Here is a 20,463-nt window from a genome sequence, read left to right as displayed (position 1 = left end):
TCTGATCGGGTCGTCTCGGGGCCCCGGTCCGCAACATCAGCTGTACCTGAGACCTAGTCCCTCCGTACCGCAGGGCTCTCTGGTTTGACACGAAATCGTCAATCCGTGTCTGGCAGCGCCGAGCCCAACCGAATCGGCCGCACCGACAACCATGATCGGACTCCCTGGTACGCAAGCGCCAGATGGTGGCCCGAACGTCGGGGCGCATGTGCCAACTTGTTCACGATCGACCCCGATCTCTCGACGGGACCTGTCGCAAATATTAGTTGCGCAACAAGCAACTATTCACTAGTCTCACGCTGTGACACAAGTCATATAAAGCTCGCGAGCCGCCTGCAATCCGCTCCGCCTCGCACCTATGGCCTCCGTGACACACGACCGTCTTGTTGCGGCACGGTTTGCCCCGCCATCGACAAGCATCCAGGTTTCTCGTGAGGTGCCGACAACTAGGAAGAAGAGTCCGTGAAAGTCGAACACGACACTGTCTATGTGAACGGGGTCTTCGCCCCTGCGCTGACGAAATCCCGCATTTCCGTAGTCAATCCGGCCACCGGGCAGGAGTTCGGAACGGTCCCGAGTTGTGGGGCCGAAGATGTGGATCGCGCCGTCGGTGCCGCAAGACTCGCATTCGATGAGGGCCGATGGCACGAGTTCTCGGCGTCCGAGCGCGCCAAGGCACTGGACGGCTTCGCTGATGAACTGGCGCTGCGCACCGACGACTTTGCGCACGCCATCACCCGTGAAGCTGGGTTTGCATCGGCGGTCACCGCAACCAGTCACGTCGGCGTCGCCATCGAATTCGTTCGCTATTACGCTGATCTCACTCGGGACAGTGCAGAGGCCGACGTGCGATGGAGCGCACTGGCACACGCCGACGTACGGATACGTCGCTGCCCACTGGGTGTGGTCGCGGTACTCGTACCATGGAACATCCCCCTGCTGGGTGCCTTGTCGAAGATCGCAGCAGCCCTCGCCGCCGGCTGCACCGTCGTGTACAAGCCATCACCGGAGACGCCACTGACGGGCTACCTGCTCGCGGAGGCCGCCGACGCGGCGGGATTTCCACCCGGCGTCATCAACGTCATCCCAGCCGACATGGCCGGTAGCCAGCATTTGGTGTCGCACCGCGACGTCGACATGGTCGCGTTCACTGGAAGCACGGCCGTCGGGAGATCCATCGCGCAAACCTGTGCGGCGGACTTTCGTCGATATGCGTTGGAACTCGGCGGCAATGCGGCCGCCATCGTCCTAGACGACGCGCCACTGGAACTCGTTGCCCCTGGGTTGGCCATGTTGGGGGTGGCGCTGAACAACGGTCAAGCCTGTATCGCGCAACGTCGAATTCTGGTTCCACGTGACCGACATGATGAAATCGTGGCCGCACTTGCCGCGGCCGTCGCAGCGCTGCCGGTTGGTGACCCCACCGATCCGACTGTCATCGTCGGTCCCTTGATCAGTGCGGCCCACCGCGAACGCGTACTGAACCACATTCGCAAAGCTCAGGCCGCCGGAGCCGTCGTCGTCGTCGGCGGCGGCGCCCCAGACAGGGACGGGTTCTTCGTCGAGCCCACCGTGCTGTCGAACGTGACCAATGACATGCACATCGCCCAGGAGGAAGTGTTCGGTCCGGTCGTCTGCGTCATCGCTTACGACACCGTCGAAGACGCCATACGAATCGCCGGAGACACCGAGTACGGACTGTCGAGCTCGATCTGGAGCGCCGATCTCGAACGCGCCGAACTCGTCGCCCGTCGGCTTCGGGTCGGCTCGGTATATATCAACGGCACGATGGCGCTCGATCCGGCAGTCCCGTTCGGCGGGTTCGGAGACTCCGGGGTAGGCCGCGAGCTCGGCCCGGAGGGACTCGACGAATACACCGAGATCCAGTCCATCTTCGTGCCAGCCGTAGGCTGACCACAACTCACGGAAGTATTTGCACCACATAAGGATTCAAGCTGCCATCCTTCGGGGCAAGGGCGGTGAATTCGCTGTTGAGGATGCCGACCTGGCGGAGCCGGGATGTGGGGAGATCATGATTCGTATGGTCGCGGCAGGCATCTGTCATTCAGACCTGTCTGTCCGCGACCGGCACTTCCCGCTGCCGATGCCGATCGTGCTGGGGCACGAAGGCGTCGGAGGTGTCGCCGAATTGCATCCGATTTTCTCGGAAAGTTAAGGGATAGAGCCTATCTGGGCCTGCGTCGGATCGTGACGTCGGATACCTGCAACCGCTCGCTCTGCACCGCATTCGTGAGGCCTGGTCTCGACGCAACCACAGCACGCCACAGTCGAAAGGAACACTCGTGTACGACCCAATCGAGTTCCCGGAAGAAACCCGGGACATTCGTGATTTGACGACCAAGATCTGCGAGAAGTACCAGATGCCGCTCGAAGAGCGCATTCTCGCCGGTGAGAAGCTCACTCATACTGATTTTGAGCCTGGGATCAGGGCTGCGCGTGAGGCAGGGCTGTGGGGCCTGTCGTTGCCGGAGGAGCTCGGTGGGGCAAACCTGTCGTGCTACAACCTGGTGGCCGTGCAGGAGGCAGCATCAAAGCCTTTGGCTCCGTTGCGGTTCTGGGGTGAGCTTCCCCCGTTCCTGTGGAACGCCTCAGGTAAGCAGAAGGAGCTGTACGCCGATCCGGTCCTCTCCGGTGAAAAGGCATTTTGCTTTGCCCAGACGGAACCGTCCGGCGGTTCCGATCCGGCCGGGTCCATCCGGACCCGCGCGGTCAGGGATGGCGCCGAGTGGGTCATCACCGGCAACAAGGTGTTCATTACGGCAGTGGATTTCGCAGACTTCGTGTTTGTTGTCGCCGTCACCGGCACCGATCAGCGTCAGCAGGGCGGGATCTCGATGTTCGTTGTCGACATAGACAATCCGGGCCTGAAGATCACCCGGGAGATCGACGTGCTCGGCGGAACACGGGTTCACGAATTGTTCTTCGACAACTGTCGGGTTCCTGCCCACGCACTTCTGGGTGCCGAGGGTGGTGGCTTCGGCCAGGCCCAGCAGATGCTGAGCGCCGCTCGGATGACAGTCGGAGCCGCAGCGCTGGGCATCGCGTGGCGTGCTCTGGAGATGATGACCGGCTACGCAAAGCAACGCGAAGCCTTCGGCAGTCGACTTGCGGACAAGCAGGCAGTTCAGGGGTTCATCGTGGATTCGTGGATAGAGATTCACCAGGCTCGACTTGCGATGTACCACGCTGCACAGCGGACGGATGAAGGCCACGACACACGCGTCGAAGCCGGAATGGTGAAAGTGCTGGGAACGGAAACCGCTGGCCGCGTGCTGGACCGCGCGATCCAAGTCTACGGCGGCGCCGGCGTGTCTTTCGACAACCCGCTCGCCCACTGGTACGGACTGCAGCGCCTAGCCCGCATTTACGAAGGGCCCACGGAAGTCCACAAGTACCAGGTAATTGCCCGCAAGCTCCTCAACAGCTGACCGTCGCCCAACCGCCGAGTGGAACCAAAGATCTACTGGGCACTGCGGTGGTGGCTCACCTTTCGAGTAGGAGATCTCTATCGATGAACCTCACCGAACTTCAACCATTGAAGGGGGTCCGCGTTCTGAGCCTGGCGCAACAGCTGCCAGGTCCGTACGCCGGCATGCTCTTGCGCGAGTTGGGTGCCGACGTGATCCTCGTCGAGCAGACAACGGGGGGAGACCCGGCGCGAGCGGTCGCTCCGTTCTTCGAATCGGTCAACCGCGGAAAGCGAAGCATCGCTCTGGATTTGAAGTCACCCCAGGGAGCAGAGGCGTTCCGGCGGTTGGCCGCGACGTCACGGGTCGTTCTCGAAGGATTTCGTCCCGGGGTGGCAGCTCGTCTAGGTGTCGACTTCGACGCAATCCGGGCGATCAGGGAGGACGTTGTCTACTGTTCGATTTCGGGTTACGGGCAGGACGTCGCCGAGCGCCTCGTTCCCGGTCACGACATCTCCTATCAAGCACGCGCTGCAGGTCTCACGCCTTCGAGCCAGCACGAGGAGGGCGAAGGCTATCCTGTCGCCGACCTGTCCGCAGCGATGTTCGCGGCATTGGCAGTGACCTGTGCCCTGCATCGAAGCGATCCGCTGTACTTCGACCTCAGCCTCGCGGACTCCGTTCTCGCCTGGAAGATTCCTCAACTTGCACTCGAGTGGAGAACCGGAGGCAAGGGCGGTGTGGCAGCACAGCAACCTGCGTACGGATTGTTCCGGACGCGAGACGGCTGGGTCAGCCTGTCGGTGATGCACGAAGACCACTTCTGGGCGGCGCTGTGCGCAGCACTAGGACTGGACGATATCGCGAGACTGTCGGCTCAGCGCCGACAACTGCAAGTGCATGAGCTGCGGGAGAAAATTGCCGCGGCGATCCTTCCGTGCCGTACAAGAGATCTCATAGATCTGTTGGTGCCCGCCGGGGTGCCCGTCGGGCTTGTCAACAACGCGCAGTCCGTTCTCGACGACCCGCTGTTCCGGCAGCGAGGGATCGTTGTGGGTACACCCGGTGAGGAGGTTGCGCGGACACCGCTCGGTCGTGAATTGCAGACAGTCGAGACGGCGCCTCGCCACGGGGCAGATTCGACCGCGATCCTGCTGGATCTTGGATACACGAGCGAGGAGGTCACCGCGCTCATCGATATGGGCGTGGTGACTACAGCGACAGTGGCATTTTAGGCGGAACACGCACACGGCATCGCCGGTGCACATTGTTCGCCGACACCAGTCGTAACAAAAGGTTCCAAACCACGAATTTCAATGTGCGAGATCGGAGAGAAATGCAGTTCGAAGTCCATGAAGAGGTAAGCGGACACGTCGGCGCGGTCCGCGCCCTGAAAGAAGCGGGATCGAAAGTCGTTCTCGTGCACGACGATCGTCGCCTCACAGGTGATGAGTGCTTGAGCATTGTCTACCAGGTTGCCCGCGCATTCACAGTGATCGGCGTCGGCAAGGGATCCGCGATCGCCATGCTCAGCCTCAATCTTCCCGAGGCCTACCTCGTCCAGATTGCGGGCCAACTCGTCGGGGCGCGATACACCCCGCTCCATCCGATGGGATCGTGCGAGGACCAGGCGTACGTGATCGCGGACGCCGAGATCGAGTTTTTGTTCTACGACCCGCGCGTGTTCGCCACCCGCGTGGCAGAACTCCGTAACAGCGGTGCCGTCGGCCGGACATATGCGCTCGGTCCCGACGGCACGAATCCGGACCTTCTCGGACTTGCCGCTCAGCAGAGTACTGCCCCGGTGCCTCCTGCGCCGCTGAGCGGCGACGACATCGAAACGCTCTACTACACCGGCGGTACGACCGGAAAGCCCAAGGGGGTGATGCAGACCCGGTTCGGCATGCTGTACACGCAGCTCATGTTCCTCAGCTCGGCGGATTCTTCGAGCGACACCAGCCGACGATGCACATTGATCTCTACACCCATCAGTCATGCCGGCGGCACCGTCATCACCCCAACACTGATGCAGGGCGGCACGGTGGTGCTCCTCGATGGGTTCTCGGCAGAGCTGTTCCTTCGAACCGTTGAGCGCGAGCAGATCACTCACGCCTTCCTCGTACCCACGATGGTCTACGTGCTTCTCGACTATCTGAGTGCACATCCCGAGATCGATGTGACTTCCCTCGAGGAGGTGGGCTACGGGGCTGCACCGATGTCACCCGTCCGGCTGGCCGAGGCTTTGCGCCGGATCGGTCCGGTCTTCACGCAGGGGTACGGGCAGACAGAGGCAGGACCGGCCATCCTGCGGCTGACGAAGGACGACCACAGCCTCGAACGACCGGATCTGCTGGCATCCGCTGGGCGTCCCAGACTCGGCGTCGTGGCGGTGATTCTGCGTGAAGACGGCAGCGAGGCGGACGTGGGCGAGGTCGGGGAACTGTGCCTGCGGGGGCCGATGCTGATGAAGGGCTACTGGAAGAACCCCGATGCGACGGATCACGCGTTCCGCGGTGGCTGGTTGCACACGGACGACCTCGCGCGTCGCGACGATGCGGGATACATCACGATCGTGGACCGTCGCAAGGACATGATCATCTCCGGTGGCTTCAACGTCTATCCCAGCGAAGTGGAGAAAGTTCTCTCCGAGCATCCGGCCGTGCACATGACAGCTGTGGTGGGTGTTCCGGACGAGAAGTGGGGAGAGTCCGTGAAAGCGTTTGTGGTTCTTGCTGATTCGCTATCCGCGGATCCGGAGGAGTTGATCGCCTACGTCCGAGAGAGGAAGGGGGCGATCAACACACCCAAGAGCGTCGAGATTATCGAGACGCTTCCGCTGACCGGGGTGGGAAAGATCGACCGCAAGGCGCTGCGAGCAAACGGACGTTAGTCCTACGCGTATCGCCGCTTGACGCTCTCTGGACGGTCATCGTGTCAGGAAATCCAGGAGAACGGGTGAGATGAGGAACTCGACACAGCGTCACTCGATACTGTGTCCTCGTGGAACAAGAAGGACACAAACCCAGCGGAGCGCGGAGTCGCGGCGTCGCCTCATCGATGCCGCCATCAAGCTGTTGGCTACCAGGGGCTATTCGCGGACCAGCCTTGCTGCCATCGGCGAGACCGCCGGGGTGAGCCGGGGATTGGTCACGCACCACTTCGGATCGAAGGAACAGTGCGTGGTCGAGGTCGTCGCGCACATCCGCCACCTTGCCGAGTCGACGCTCCGCGAGCCGGTCGAGTTGCGGGGGATGGACGCCATCGAGAACCTCTTTAGAACCTATCTTCAAGAGACCTGGCCCCATTCGTACGCGGCTCGGGCCATGTACGTCGTGATTGTCGAAGCGTTGACAGCTGGACCGGACCTGACCCGGGCTGTCGCGGAGAACAACGCAGTCATCCGGGCGATGATCGTCAACTGGGTGAGGGAAGCGGTCGAACTCGGTCAGGTCCGGCCGCAACCGGACGCCGACGGGATGGCTGTAGTGGTGGAGGGAATCCTCCGAGGAGTGCTTCTGCAGATCCTCGTCGATCCCGAGAATGTCGAACGCAGCGAAGCTATCGAAGCGTCCATTCGAATGGTTCGAGGAGCGCTCGCGGCCTGATCGACGCCTGTCACTCGGGCGTCGACATGCCGGAGGAGTGCTCGGGCGAAAAGTCCTAAATACTTGTTGTGTAACCAGCAATGATATAACGTGAGTCACGACTTAAGTACGCGCTCCCAGGGCGGAGCGACGAACGAACAAGGAGAAGTACATGGCGCTGGAATCTGGCCCACTGATTCTCGTCGACCAGGTCGACGAGAACATCACGGTGATCACCATTAATCGCCCCGAGAGACGTAATGCGTTCGACGGAGCAACCACACTCGCGATGGAGGAGGCGATCGACGCCTTCGAAAGCGACGACAACGCCCGTGTGGCCATCATCCGGGGCGCCGGCTCGGCATTCTCGGCGGGACGAGACCTCAAGGCTGCTGCCAACGGCGACTTTGGCACGTCAGAGCGGCGCGGTGGCTTCGGTGTCTCGAAGGTGCGGCCGACGAAGCCGCTGATCGCCGCTGTCGAGGGACATGCGCTGGCAGGCGGATTCGAACTGTGCCTGGCGTGCGATCTCGTGGTGGCATCCACCGACACCACGATGGGCATTCCGGAGGCAGCGAAAGCGCTGGTCGCGTTGGGTGGTGGTTTGTTCCGCCTGCCCAAGCGCATTCCGTACCACATTGCAATGGAATTGGCGTTGACGGGCGAAGCCCGGCCTGCGGAGTACTTCGCCCGGTGGGGATTGGTGAACTACGTGGTTCCGCGTGAAGAGGTGTTCGCGACGGCAGTCGAACTCGCCGGAAAGATCGTCAAATCGGGGCCTCTCGCGGTGCAGGCAAGCACGGAGATCGTGCGCCGCGCCTTCGACTGGACCGACGAGGACGCGTGGAAGCAGCAGCATGTGTACGCCGATCCGGCTATCAACTCCGAAGACACGCAGGAAGGCATCCGAGCTTTCATCGAGAAGCGGGAGCCCGTATGGAAGGGACGCTAGGCCACGTCGACTTTTGTTCCCACAATCACCTCCGACGTCCTCGAGGGAAAGGTCGCACTGATCACCGGCGGGGCGCAGGGTATCGAGGAGGTTCTGGGCGGCCCGGCCATTTCCGGTATCTTCACCAAACTGCAGTGCTGCCCCGTCGGTGAGGGCGCGGCAGCCGCCCTTGTGGTCTCCGAAGACGCGATCGATCGGCTACAGCTCGACCGCACGCGAGCAGTGCGCGTTCTGGCTTCGGTGCAGCGCAGTGAACAGCTCTACGGCGCAAAGAGTTTCGATGCGGAACTGACACGTGAGACCACTCACCTCGCGTACGAGCAGGCCGGCATCACCCCCGAAGACGTCGACCTCGTCGAATTGCACGATGCCTTCACCATCGAGGAGTTGCAGTACCTCGAGGCGATGGGTCTCGCCGAGGAGGGCCAAGCGGTCAAGGCTCTGGCCGCCGGCGAGTTCGATCGCGGCGGCCGCGTCGCCGTGAACACCTCCGGTGGTCTACTGGGAGCCGGGCACCCGGTCGGCCCGACCGGGATCGGGCAGATCGCAGAGATCACCGAGCAGATTCGTGGCGATGCGGGCGCCCGCCAGCACGCCGGCGCCCGCACTGGTCTCGCACACATGGTCGGCCTCGGCGCCGTCTGCGTCGTCCACGTTCTCCAGGGGGCGGGGACACCCGAAGCTTGACCCGTAGTCACAACCTCACCGAGACGCTTGCTGCCGCCCGCTGTGAGCGGCAGGCAGCGAGTGTCTCGGAACGCGATCGCCAGACCGACGAATCCTATTCGAGGCCACCGGTGGCCGCTACGGCCTACAGACCATGTGCGAGGGAGCGGGCATGGCCAACGCCACCATCATCGAACGCCTTTGAGCCACAGTATGTTCAGAAAGGAATACTCATGATCGTCAATGACGGTGTCGCCGTCGTCACCGGTGGCGCGTCCGGACTCGGTCTCGCCACCACCAAAGCGCTCCTCGCCGAGGGTGCCCAGGTCGTCATCATCGACCTGCCGTCGTCGAACGGTGAGAGCATCGCGGAAGAACTCGGCGACCGCGCCCGCTTCGCCGCCGCCGACGTCACCGACGAGTCCGCGGTCTCCGCAGCTCTCGATGTCGCGGAGTCGCTCGGCCCGCTGCGTGTCGCCGTGAACTGCGCCGGCATCGGACCGGCAGCGAAAACGGTGAGCAGCAAAGGAGCCTTCCCGCTCGATCTCTTCGTGAAGGTGATTCAGGTCAATCTCGTCGGCACCTTCAACGTGCTACGTCTTGCCGCCGAGCGCATCTCGAGGACCGAGCCGATCGACGGCGAGCGCGGCGTCATCATCAACACCGCCTCCGTCGCCGCGTTCGACGGCCAGATCGGCCAGGCCGCGTACTCCGCATCCAAGGGCGGCGTCGTCGGCATGACCCTGCCGATCGCGCGGGACCTCGCGTCGCTGCTGATCCGCGTGAACACCATCGCCCCGGGCCTGTTCAAGACCCCGCTGCTCGCATCACTGCCCGAGGAAGCTCAGAAGTCCCTCGGCGGGCAGGTGCCGCATCCGTCGCGTCTCGGCGACCCAGCCGAGTACGGCGCCTTGGTCGCGCACATCGTGTCGAACCCGATGCTCAACGGTGAGACCATCCGCCTCGACGGCGCCATCCGCATGGCCCCACGCTGAATCCATCTCTCTCACACAGGACATCATGAAACGCTCGATTTACGACCAGGACCACGAGGACTTCCGCAGCAGCGTCAAGGCCTTCATCGCCAAACACATCACCCCGAACATCGAACGATGGGATTCGGAAGGGTTCATCGACCGTGACGCCTGGACAGCGGCCGGTGAAGCAGGACTGCTCGGGATCTCCGTGCCTGGTGAGTACGGCGGCGGCGGAATACCCGATTTCCGGTTCCGGACGGTCCAGATGGAGGAGTTCGCCGCCGTCGGCGCCAACTCGTTCAACGCCGGCACCAGCGTCCAGGACGATCTGGTCATTCCGTACCTGGTCGATCTCGGAACACATGAGCAGAAGCAGCGTTGGTTGCCGTCGTTGTGTGATGGCACGGCCATCGGCGCTATGGCGATGACCGAACCGGGCGCAGGAAGCGATCTCCAGGGCATTCGAACCACTGCCACACGTGATGGTGACGATTGGGTACTGCAGGGCTCGAAGATCTTCATCACCAACGGAATCGCGGCGGACGTGGTGATCGTCTTGGCCAAGACCACCCATGGTGCAGGCTCCCGCGGCATGAGCCTGTTCCTCGTGCCGACGACCGCGCCCGGGTTCCGGCGCGGGCGCAAACTCGAGAAATTGGGGCTGCGCAGCAATGACACTGCCGAACTGTTCTTCGATGATCTGCGACTGCCCGCCGACAGTCTTCTCGGTCACGAGGGCAAGGGTTTCGTTCATGTGATGGAACGGCTTCCGCGTGAGCGCATGTCCATCGCTGCCACCGCTGTGGCTGCTGCGGCGGCAGCGTTCGAGTGGACACGGACGTACTGTTTCGAGCGACACGCGTTCGGCCAGCCCATCGGTAACTTCCAGGCCACGCGATTCACCCTGGCCGAGATCGCGACCGACCTCGAGGCGGGTACCTCGCTTCTCGACCGCGCCACCGTATTGCTCAACGCCGGTGAGCTTTCCGCTGTCGACGCAGCACAGGCCAAGTACTGGCTCTCGGACATGCACAACAAAATCGTGGACCGCTGCCTGCAGTTGCACGGCGGATATGGCTACATGCTCGAATACCCGATCGCCAAGGCGTATGCCGATGCCCGCATCCTGCCGATTTACGGCGGTACCAACGAGATCATGAAAGAGATCATCGGCCGAGACATCGCCGCACGCACGCGGTCGCAGTGACGAGTCGCCCGGTGCGGTGACGGCTCGCCGAATCGAGCTGTCACCGCAACACCACCACATCGTTGGTAACACGACAGGAGAATCGACATGACCACCCTCATGCACAAGGCCTTCGCCGTGCAGGCGGCCGGACTGACCCTGGCCGGCGACCTCAGAGCCGCCCCGGGCGAGCGTGGCGTTGCGATCCTTCTCCACGGTGGCGGGCAGACTCGGCACTCCTGGTCGCGTACTGCAGCAACATTGCAGGAGAGCGGGTGGACAGCCTTGGCTCTCGATGCCCGTGGACACGGCGACAGTGGATGGTCGTCCGACGGGGATTACACGATGGATCGGCTCGTCGACGACCTTTCCTGCGTCGTCGACGAACTCGACACCGAGCCCGTCCTCATCGGTGCATCGATGGGCGGAATCACGAGCCTCGTCGCCATCGGTGAAGGCAAGGTGCGTGCGCGAGGGCTGGTCCTCGTGGACGTCGCTCCTCGCGTCGAGGCCTCTGGCGTCAGCCGGATCCACGACTTCATGACCGCTCGGCGAGATGGATTCGCCTCACTCGATGACGTCGTCGACGCGATCGCGGCCTACAATCCGCATCGACCCCGCCCCTCGAACGTCGACGGGGTCCGTAAGAACGTCCGCCTCCGTGAGGACGGTCGGTGGCACTGGCATTGGGATCCCGCGTTTCTCATTTCCGCCGACGAGCCGACCAGATCGGAACACGAGCACCGGCTGATCGCGGCTGCCCGCAACATCGACGTCCCCACACTCGTTGTCAGAGGGGGCAAGTCGGACGTCGTCACAGCCGCCGGCACCGCGGAACTCCTCGAGATGGTCCCCGGATCACGTGAGGTGGTTGTCGCCGGCGCAGGCCACATGATCGCCGGCGACGACAACGCGGTATTTGCCGCATCGATCGCGACATTTCTCGACGAGGTGTCCTCTCCGCTCTGATATCGACGTCGGAAGTCTGTGGACGGCGAAGTCCTGTTCGAGGCATGGAACATCATGAGGAGCGTTGACAGGTGGAGCTCTCCCATCTGCGTTGCTTCGTGAGTGTCGCCGAGCGAAAACCGTATTAAGCGATAGCTATTCACCCTGGCCTATATGAAGCGCAGATGTGAAGACCCTCAAGGAATTGACATGCAGTATGTTCGCCTGGGCTCGTCAGGGCTGCAGGTATCTCGTATTGCACTGGGGTGCATGATCTTTGGCGTGCCAGATCGTGGAGATCATCCCTTGACGTTGGACGAGGCTCTGACGCGAACGCTGATTCGGTTCGCTGTCGAGGTCCTCGGTGACGTGATCGCGAACCCGCGGTCGGCACCGGACCATTCATTGACCGCGGTAAACCGACGAGCTGGCCGCCGTGCACAGTTCCCCATCTTCGACGACGCGGCGGAATTCGAAGAAAAATTCGCCAAGGGATGGGTAGCTGACAAAGGCTTGTCCGAGCTGGTCGACATTCTCAGGCCTCACCAGCCTGCAGTCGACCGCCGGAAGGAGATGTCAACGAGCATTGGCTACGCATGTTGGCAACCGTCAACAACGCCGACAAACATCGAACAGTGGTCATCACCAACAACGCGATAGCAGACAATCAACTCTCGGGCCAAAAACTCGGTTACACGCAAAACGATTCGAGGCCGAATCCTCGGTCTGCACTCTGTCCTTGGGACGGTGCTCGTTCGGCCGAGTGGAAGAAATGATATCCAGCCGCCCGCGTTCCTTATGCCCAAGCGGGAACCGCCTAAACCGTTTGCAATTGGTTCTTAATACATTTACCTTTGGGGCGTGCATTTGTACTTTCTCTAAGACGGCTGAGTAAGGCCTTCCGCGCTCGTCGAGTCATCCGAGCTTGCGGCGGCCGCTCGTTATCGACCCCTGCGTGGGGTCGCCGTCTTCGGCGTACCTGTTTGCCTTTGGCAGCCGGTGTGTCTTCTCGAAGGATCCGAATGCTCACTTCCACGAACGCTCAATCCATGCGCCAACGCGCCCAGCTCATCGCCTCCGACGTATGCGTGATGCGCGGTGCGAACCCAGTCCTGAACCACGTCGACCTCAATGTCACTCCCACATCGCGTATCGCCATTGTGGGAGAGAACGGGCGAGGGAAATCCACCCTCCTCCACGTACTCGACGGAACCCTCACCCCTGACTCCGGCACGGTGCAACGCATCGGCACACTAGGTGTCGCGGAGCAGGAGATGCCGGCACACGACGATCGAACCGTCGGTCAAGCCGTCGCGGACGCGATAGCCGAATCGCTCGCGGCGCTGGCGTCACTCGACGCCGCAATGCACGCGATATCCGATGGAACCGCCGACGGGGCTCAGCGATACTCGGCCGCTTTGGAATACGCCGAAGTGCTGAACGCCTGGGATGCCGAGCGCCGGGTGCACATCGCCCTCGAAGCGCTCGACGCAGAAACCGACCCTGACAGATTGCTCGACACTCTCTCCGTGGGGCAGCGATACCGAGTACGCCTGGCCTGCCTTCTGGGTGCAGATGACGATTTCCTGCTCCTCGACGAGCCCACAAACCACCTCGACATCAGCGGTCTCGAATTCCTGACTGCACAGCTCCGAGAGCGCCAAGGAGGCGTCGTTGTCGTCACGCACGATCGCGCACTGCTCTCCGCTATTGCGGATACCGTCGTGGACCTCGACCCCTCATCCGATGACCGGATCCGCCTGTACGGCAACGGCTACGCCGGCTACCGCGAGGGCCGCCTCGCCGAACGCGCACTCTGGGAACAAGAGTACGACCGCCAACAAGCCGAACATGCCCGACTGAAAGACAGTCTCAGTTCAGCGCAGAACCGTCTCCAATCTGGATGGCGACCGGAGAAGGGAACGGACAAGCATGGTCGCGCGACGCGCGCGGGCGGGCTCGTGCGGAGCGTTCATCGCCGCCAGGAGCAACTCGAAGCGCACGCGGTGACGATGCCGGAACCACCCCAGCAATTTCGGTTCCCTGAACTCGCAGCAAAAGCCGGTCAGGTGCTGTTGAGTGCGGATCGGGTCTGCGTAGCGGCCCGCTTGGACTGCCAGGTTTCCTTTACGCTCTCTCGCCGCGATCGCCTCGTCGTGACTGGCCACAACGGTGCCGGAAAGTCGACGCTTTTGAGCGTGATAGCCGGTGAACTGCAACCGAGTACGGGTTCCGTCCGGAAGTCGCAGGGCACCCGTCTCGGGTACCTCCGTCAGGAAACCGATCTGCCATTGCACAGGCGGGCGGGTGAGGTCTATGCCGCTCACCTCGACGCGCTCATCGCAGCAGGGACACTGGAGCCGTCCGATGCAATCGGGCTCTCGCACCTCGGCCTCCTGCGCGCGCGTGAATCGAGCAAGCGGATCGGTGAACTGTCGATGGGACAACAACGTCGTCTCGACCTCGCGATGGTGCTAGCCGGCAAGCCGCATGTGCTCCTACTCGATGAGCCGACGAACCACCTCTCAGTTGCCCTCGTCGACGAACTCACCGAGGCATTGGCCGCGACCTACGCCGCGGTCGTTCTCTCCACCCACGATCGCCAACTTCTCCGCGACGTCGACGACTGGACCCCACTGCAATTGGCTGAAGCGGCTCTGCGCGGGAAATCGGTATGAGCAACAATTCCGATGCGCTGCCAGCTCTAGCGCCGCTGCGCATATGCGATTATCGACTTCCTGGTCGCTGCTGTCGGGATCGAGGTGTTCGGTACCGCAACTGACGGAAGAGCGAGCGAACGTCTGAGGCGACCTGACTGCAGGCGTTCGCTACGTGGTGTGAGCACGATGACTGTTGTGGACATGGTTTCTCTCCCATGACTCCGAGAAGAACAACCGGATGGCGGTGCACCGCGGGTTCTTTCGTGGGTTCGGAATCCGCCGCTACGCCCTTCTGATGGGGTTCACCCTCGCCGCGTTGAATGTGATCCTGCGCGACTCGCATAGCCGGCGTGAGCAGGCGGATTCCGCTAGCGGAGCGCGGCCGACACAGACAAGCACGGGCCGTAACCGCCGAGTTCACCGAAGTTGTCGCTCCCGACGTCTCGAGAGCCCGCAGTGCTCGTCGAAGATCCGGCGAAACCGCCCTCACGAAGCCTGATCAAGCAGAAATCGCTTATCGGAAGAATCTGCAGATCTAATAGGTGAACCCAACAGCGATTGACGGGTGAACACCCTGGGTGTCTGTCAGGCGATCAGTGCCGTGGCAAGATCCCGATACTCTGCGGCTGGGAAGGACGTTGGGTCTGCAGTGAGCACTTGGATCGCTACTTCGTCGGCGCCCGCTTCGTAGTGCGCTTCGATGCCGGCGCAGACACGCTCGAGGTCACCCCACGGAATCAGGGTGTCCATCAGAGCGTCGCTACCCCCGTCCAACAAATCCTTGTCGGTGTAGCCGAGGCGGCGGAGATTGTCCGAGTAGTTCGGTAACGACAGGTAGCCGCGCATGTATTCGCGGGCGATCCCGCGGGCAATGGTTTCGTCCTCTTCGAGGACCACGGCAACTTCAGGTGCGAGCAGTGGCTCGGCCCCGAGAATCTCTCGTGCAAGCGCTGTGTGTTCTGGCGGGACGAAGTACGGGTGTGCTCCGGCCGATCTGGCAGCCGACAGCTTGAGCATGCGAGGACCAAGGGCTGCCAGGACTCGGCGACTGGCGGGGACCGGTTCCGGTGCGGCGTCCAAAGCGTCCAGGTACTGGACCATGTGCGTGTAAGGCTTGGTGTAGGTGTGCTGCGCCTTCGCATCGACGATCGGTGCGTGGCTGGTTCCTACTCCCAGGAGAAAGCGGCCAGGGTAGTCGCGCTCGAGGGTGCTGACGGCTTGGGCGGTTTCGGTGGGGTCGGCGTGCCAGATGCTGGCAATGCCGCTGGCGACACCGATTCGCGTTGTCGCAGATAGCACTTCGCCGTACACGGCAGGCAGGCCTTCTCCGAAACCGCCTGACGTCCAGAGCCTTGTGTAACCCAACTCGTCGAGTTCGCGGGCTGCGTCGAGTGCTTCCTCGCGATGTTGCGGACTCAGCCAGAGCGCGCCACCCCATGCACTTACTTGTCGTGTCATAACGTGAGCCTAGCTATTGATCCACGTGAGGGTGATGAATCACCACGTTTGGTGTCGGGTCGGAGACGAGAGTTCCTTGGTGGTAGAGGATTGCCCAATCACTTTCGCGCCGTTGCCAAATGGTTGCCCTGCGGGTGAGCCCAAATGGTTGCCCTGCGGGTGAGCGTGGTGTCTTGCTGGAGTGTATAGGTCAGCAGATAGGTAGCCGGGGCGATCTCGCGTAGTTGGAACTCGCTGGTGTGCCAGCCCTGATCGAGTTGGTCGGAGGGGTCCGACGTGTATCGCTGCTCGAGAATCGACCAGACGTGCTCGCGACTGTAGCGGCGGCCGGACGCCCCCGTCTCCCAGAAACCCGGGTCGGTCATCCGATCGAAGTCTTCCCGTGTGTTGCCAAGTTCTGGGTGGTGGAAGATCGGCTCTCGACATTTGAGTTCGTCGAGCAGGTCAAGGAGTTCGGGCTCGGTGTTGCGGTCGGGCTCACTCACGGGTATGTCACAGCGACCGATGAATCAGGACTATTTCTGACGCTTTTTCTTTTCATCAGTTGAATTCGGAGCCGACTCCGCCGCCTGCTCGCGCGTAGCCATACCACCGCTCTCGCCCTTGTCTGTGGGGCCGGGATGTCCAGCCTTCGGGGTTTCATTGCTGCGATCCGTCTTCGCCATGTGATCTCCTCGATCGAAATTGTCGTTGTACTTGTAGGGCAGGACCCGCGACACCAATCTAGCTGCTTCGTCGGGAGCGCGACGGTAGCAGAAAATCCCTATGGTTACGCGTTGGAGCTCGTCGCGCCATTTTTCGTGGCGCGGCACGAGAGGGCGTAGAGAACTATCCCGACCGCGAGTAACGCTGCCGCGCGTAGCCATGTCGCCGCGCTCTGCTGAGTGAGCAACGCAACGCAGGTGAGAAGAGCAAGGATCGGGAAGATGGTCGGCGCTCGGAAGTGGCTGTGTTTCACCACATCACGACGCAAAACGAGTACGGCGATATTTGTGCTGATGAAGACGACGAGCAATAGCAGCACCACCGTCTCAGCCAAGGCAGACAGCGAACCGGTCAGACACAAACCCATGGCGACGGCAGTGGTGGCGACAATTGCCAACCATGGAGTGCGGCGCTGCGGAAGTACTTTCGAAAACGATCGAGGAAGCAACCCTTCGGATGCCATTCCATAAGTGAGCCGACTAGCCATAATCATCGTCAGCAGCGCACCGTTGGCAACGGCGACGAGCGCAATCAGGCTGAACAGTCGAGGTGGAAAGCCGACATCAGCCGCTGACACTACCGCCAGCAACGGACCGGAAGATTCGGCGAGTTCATCGGCGGGGAGAACCACCGAAACGGAGAGTCCTACAAGCACATAGACGACGCCTGCCGTCACCAAAGCTCCGAACAGCGCACGTGGATAGACCTTGCTCACGTTCTTCACCTCTTCGGCAACGTTCGCGGAAGTCTCGAAGCCGACAAACGAGTAGTACGCGAGCAGTGCAGCAGCCAGCACCGCCAGAGCCGGGGAACGATTATCGTCGAACTCGACCAGGCGGCTCAAGTTTCCGTCACCCCGCCCCAGCACGACGCACGCGAGGACGACGACCAATACCAGACCGGTGACCTCGACGACTGTCATGACAACATTTGCGCGCATCGACTCCTTGATGCCTCGCGCGTTGAGAAGGCCCACCAGTAGCAGGAAGCCGAGTGCGGCCGGAACAGTGGGCACGTCGACAAAGGCTTTGAGATAGTCCCCGGAGAAGGCAAGTGCAAGTCCCGCTGCACTCGTAACACCTGCCGCCAGCATCGAGAAACCGACGAGAAACGAGACAAGCGGTTTCCGAAATGCTCGTTGCGCGAACACCGCGGCACCGCCGGCGCGCGGATACTTCGTTACCAACTCGGCATACGACGTCGCCGTCAGCAACGCCATCGCTAGCGCTACTAGAAGTGGCACCCAGACCGCGCCCCCGACCTCGCCGGCGATGACACCCACCAATGCGTAGATGCCGGCGCCCAAAACGTCGCCGAGTATGAAGACGAATAGAAGTGGCCCTGTTATGGCCCGGGCGAGACCGTTTCGCTGTCCGCTCTTGTCGGGTTGTTCGGTCTCGTCCACGTTCACCGACTGTGAGGCGCGTCGTTTCTGCAAGGGTCATCCTGTCTTCACTGTGGCCGTGCCGCCACCCGGATTCAGTCACTTAGCCATCGATCGTGGTTTCCAACACGAGCTGAAATCTTGACGTTTCGACGTTTGTTGTTGGCACGCGCCGCGGCCGCGGCGATAAACAGTGCGCCGCTTGTGTGACTTGGTTCGGCGGTCGACGGTGCAAGACATCAAGTGTCGGCGCATCAGGCTTGGGAGCGAGTGGGCAGTTTCCGGTCCTCTGCGCCGATCGGAAACTGCCCACTCACCGGCGGTTGCTCAGAGGCGACTCCAGACTCGGTGCGATGCGAGCAGGGTCACTACTTGTTCGAGCACCGACGGGCCGTCCTCGCCGGTCACGACGCCGTCGGAAGTAGCGATGCCAGCGTTGTCGAGGGGCGTTGTCCCGTCGTTCCAGCCCCCGATGGCCTTGCCGTGTCGGAACATTTCCGTCAGGAGAATATTCACTCGTGGGTCTGCAGGTGCCCCGGCGAGTAGGAGAGCGTCGAATTCGATCGATCGTGCGGTATCGAAGGTGCGCGAGACTGGAACAGTGACCGATCCCGAGACCAATGTGCCGCCGTGTGGGGCGATCACCAGTGGCACTATCCCGCTTTCGGCGAGGCCGGACAGTACCGCTTCGATGCCGGGAAGGTCCGAATTTTCGTCAGCGACGATACCGATCACCCGGCCGGTAACCGGCCACTGCGCGCCGATCTGGGACAGGGCAGAGCTGGGCATCGGCGCGTCGTCGAACGGGACGGACGGCTGCGGAGCGGGCAGGCCAAGGCCGGTGGCAACTCTCGCGCACAGGTCGGGATCGATGTTGGCGATCACACCGAGGGCTCGTTCCTTGATCGTTTGTTCGTAGCACTTTCCTAGTTCAAAGGTGTATGCCTGTGCCACATGGTCTTGTTCGACGACAGTGAGACTGCTGTAAAACAGACGCGCCTGCGAGTAATGGTCGTCAAATGTGGCTGGCGCGCCGCGAAGTTTCGTACCGGCCTCGAGCGCTACCGGTACTTCGACGAAGGCCCCGGACTCTGCGCCGGCCATGAAGGGGCAACCCCCGTCCAGTGAATTCGGCTTGTACGGGGCGACACCGGAATGTACTGCGCTCTGGTGCATTCCATCCCGGAACATGTCGTTGACCGGTGCGTGTGGACGATTTATCGGGATCTGACCGAAATTGGGTCCACCCAGGCGGCTGATCTGGGTGTCCAGGTAGGAAAACAGGCGGGCCTGCAGTAGCGGATCGTCGGTGACGTCGATACCGGGCACGAGGTGGCCGGGGTGGAAGGCGATCTGTTCGGTTTCGGCGAAGAAATTGGTCGGGTTCGCGTTGAGTGTCATCACCCCGATCGGTTGTACCGGCGCCAGTTCTTCGGGAACGAATTTGGTGGGATCGAGGAGATCGATGCCCTCGAACGTCTGCTCGGGGGTGTCGGGAAAGATCTGGATGCCCAGTTCCCATTCCGGGTAAGCGCCCGCTTCGATGGCGTCGGCGAGATCGCGGCGGTGGAAATCGGGATCGAATCCGTTGATCAGTTGCGCTTCTTCCCACACCACGGAATGCACACCCAGGCGGGGCTTCCAATGGAACTTCACCAGTGAGGTTTCATCGTTGTCGTTGAGGAGTCGGAAGGTGTGAACGCCGAATCCTTCCATCATCCGATACGAACGTGGAATACCGCGGTCGGACATGTTCCAGAGCGTGTGCGCAGTGGCTTCGGTGTGAAGGGAGACGAAATCCCAGAATGTGTCGTGCGCGCTCTGGGCTTGCGGGATCTCGCGGTCTGGATGTGGTTTCGCGGCATGGACGATGTCGGGGAATTTGATCCCGTCCTGGACGAAGAAGACGGGAATGTTGTTGCCGACCAGGTCGAACGTTCCTTCGGCAGTGTAGAACTTGGTGGCGAACCCGCGAGTGTCTCGGACTGCGTCCGCCGAGCCGCGTGAACCCAGCACTGTGGAGAAGCGGACGAATACGGGGGTTTCGACTCCTCTACGTAGGAAGCCGGCTTTAGTCACTTTTTCAGCGGCGCCGAAGGCGCGGAACACTCCGTGGGCGCCGGCGCCGCGTGCGTGGACGACACGCTCGGGGATCCGCTCGTGATCGAAATGGGTGATCTTTTCCCGTAAGTGGTGGTCTTGGAGCAGAGTTGGGCCGCGTTCCCCGGCTTTGAGAGAGTGGTCTGTGTCGTAGAGGCGGGCGCCCTGTGCGGTGGTCAGATATTCGCCCTGCTGCGAGCGCGCGGACGGTGGCCCTTCTACAGCGGTGGCTGTCGCAGTGCGTAGTTGTGGGGCGCGTTGATCGTCTTTCGACGGCAATGGAGCGATGGGCTCGACTGGTTCCTTCAAAGGCGGTGTCACTGGGCCTGGAACCCCGGGGATCTGGGGCTTCTTTATGGGCTTCTTCTTGGTCACTGTGCCTCCTCGATTACTTTTCCGAAAGTTGATTTCGCGC

At 62.0% G+C, this 20,463-nt stretch carries 17 protein-coding genes; 12 read left to right on the top strand and 5 right to left on the bottom strand.

What is annotated here, in order from left to right; translation table 11 throughout:
* Window positions 1-462 precede the first annotated feature (462 nt).
* From V2B23_RS03485 to V2B23_RS03430, 12 genes are all read left to right on the top strand, one after another.
* Complete coding sequence (locus V2B23_RS03485) at window positions 463-1,914, top strand: aldehyde dehydrogenase family protein (RefSeq protein ID WP_430949031.1); 1,452 nt, start codon at window positions 463-465, stop codon at window positions 1,912-1,914.
* A gap of 118 nt (window positions 1,915-2,032) precedes the next feature.
* Complete coding sequence (locus tag V2B23_RS03480; RefSeq protein WP_430949030.1) at window positions 2,033-2,176, top strand: alcohol dehydrogenase catalytic domain-containing protein; 144 nt, start codon at window positions 2,033-2,035, stop codon at window positions 2,174-2,176.
* Window positions 2,177-2,303: 127 nt separating this feature from the next.
* The gene (locus V2B23_RS03475) at window positions 2,304-3,449 is read left to right on the top strand and encodes an acyl-CoA dehydrogenase family protein (protein ID WP_430949029.1); all 1,146 of its coding nucleotides are present in this window, start codon (window positions 2,304-2,306) and stop codon (window positions 3,447-3,449) included.
* An 83-nt stretch (window positions 3,450-3,532) separates the two neighbouring features.
* Window positions 3,533-4,663, top strand: a complete 1,131-nt coding sequence (locus tag V2B23_RS03470) for a CaiB/BaiF CoA transferase family protein (protein WP_430949028.1) — start codon at window positions 3,533-3,535, stop codon at window positions 4,661-4,663.
* A 101-nt stretch (window positions 4,664-4,764) separates the two neighbouring features.
* Entirely contained in the window at window positions 4,765-6,318 is a 1,554-nt protein-coding gene (locus tag V2B23_RS03465) for an AMP-binding protein (RefSeq protein WP_430949027.1), read from the top strand.
* Window positions 6,319-6,388: 70 nt separating this feature from the next.
* A complete protein-coding gene (locus V2B23_RS03460) occupies window positions 6,389-7,033 on the top strand; it encodes a TetR/AcrR family transcriptional regulator (RefSeq protein ID WP_430949026.1) in 645 nt (214 codons plus the stop codon).
* 151 nt (window positions 7,034-7,184) lie between these two features.
* Window positions 7,185-7,964 carry a crotonase/enoyl-CoA hydratase family protein gene (locus V2B23_RS03455; protein ID WP_430949025.1) on the top strand — a complete coding sequence of 260 codons (780 nt, stop codon included), beginning with the start codon at window positions 7,185-7,187 and terminating at the stop codon, window positions 7,962-7,964.
* Between the two features lie 171 nt (window positions 7,965-8,135).
* Window positions 8,136-8,651, top strand: a complete 516-nt coding sequence (locus V2B23_RS03450; protein WP_430949024.1) for a thiolase family protein — start codon at window positions 8,136-8,138, stop codon at window positions 8,649-8,651.
* Window positions 8,652-8,863: 212 nt separating this feature from the next.
* Window positions 8,864-9,625, top strand: a complete 762-nt coding sequence (locus V2B23_RS03445) for a 3-hydroxyacyl-CoA dehydrogenase (RefSeq protein WP_430949023.1) — start codon at window positions 8,864-8,866, stop codon at window positions 9,623-9,625.
* Window positions 9,626-9,650: 25 nt separating this feature from the next.
* Complete coding sequence (locus tag V2B23_RS03440; RefSeq protein ID WP_430949022.1) at window positions 9,651-10,814, top strand: acyl-CoA dehydrogenase family protein; 1,164 nt, start codon at window positions 9,651-9,653, stop codon at window positions 10,812-10,814.
* Between the two features lie 87 nt (window positions 10,815-10,901).
* Complete coding sequence (locus V2B23_RS03435; RefSeq protein WP_430949021.1) at window positions 10,902-11,762, top strand: alpha/beta fold hydrolase; 861 nt, start codon at window positions 10,902-10,904, stop codon at window positions 11,760-11,762.
* A 1,001-nt stretch (window positions 11,763-12,763) separates the two neighbouring features.
* Window positions 12,764-14,419 (top strand): ABC-F family ATP-binding cassette domain-containing protein, encoded by a 1,656-nt coding sequence (locus V2B23_RS03430; protein WP_430949020.1) that lies wholly within the window; start codon window positions 12,764-12,766, stop codon window positions 14,417-14,419.
* 567 nt (window positions 14,420-14,986) lie between these two features.
* On the opposite strand, the gene V2B23_RS03425 is transcribed toward V2B23_RS03430, so the two are convergent.
* The 5 genes from V2B23_RS03425 to V2B23_RS03405 all read right to left on the bottom strand — a co-directional run bounded on the left by V2B23_RS03425 (window position 14,987) and on the right by V2B23_RS03405 (window position 20,423).
* A complete protein-coding gene (locus tag V2B23_RS03425; protein ID WP_430949019.1) occupies window positions 14,987-15,859 on the bottom strand; it encodes a TIGR03620 family F420-dependent LLM class oxidoreductase in 873 nt (290 codons plus the stop codon).
* Window positions 15,860-15,957: 98 nt separating this feature from the next.
* Window positions 15,958-16,344 (bottom strand): DUF4440 domain-containing protein, encoded by a 387-nt coding sequence (locus tag V2B23_RS03420; RefSeq protein ID WP_430949018.1) that lies wholly within the window; start codon window positions 16,342-16,344, stop codon window positions 15,958-15,960.
* A gap of 30 nt (window positions 16,345-16,374) precedes the next feature.
* Entirely contained in the window at window positions 16,375-16,524 is a 150-nt protein-coding gene (locus V2B23_RS03415) for a hypothetical protein (protein ID WP_430949017.1), read from the bottom strand.
* 104 nt (window positions 16,525-16,628) lie between these two features.
* Complete coding sequence (locus tag V2B23_RS03410; RefSeq protein ID WP_430949016.1) at window positions 16,629-17,969, bottom strand: APC family permease; 1,341 nt, start codon at window positions 17,967-17,969, stop codon at window positions 16,629-16,631.
* Window positions 17,970-18,275: 306 nt separating this feature from the next.
* Window positions 18,276-20,423, bottom strand: a complete 2,148-nt coding sequence (locus V2B23_RS03405) for a catalase (protein WP_430949015.1) — start codon at window positions 20,421-20,423, stop codon at window positions 18,276-18,278.
* Between the last annotated feature and the right edge of the window lie 40 nt (window positions 20,424-20,463).

It is taken from the genome of Rhodococcus sp. 24CO (genome assembly GCF_050586165.1).
In the GTDB taxonomy this organism is placed as follows: domain Bacteria; phylum Actinomycetota; class Actinomycetes; order Mycobacteriales; family Mycobacteriaceae; genus Rhodococcus_F.
The sequence above is the reverse complement of the archived record's forward strand: the minus strand, read 5'-3'. Positions and strand labels throughout refer to the sequence as shown.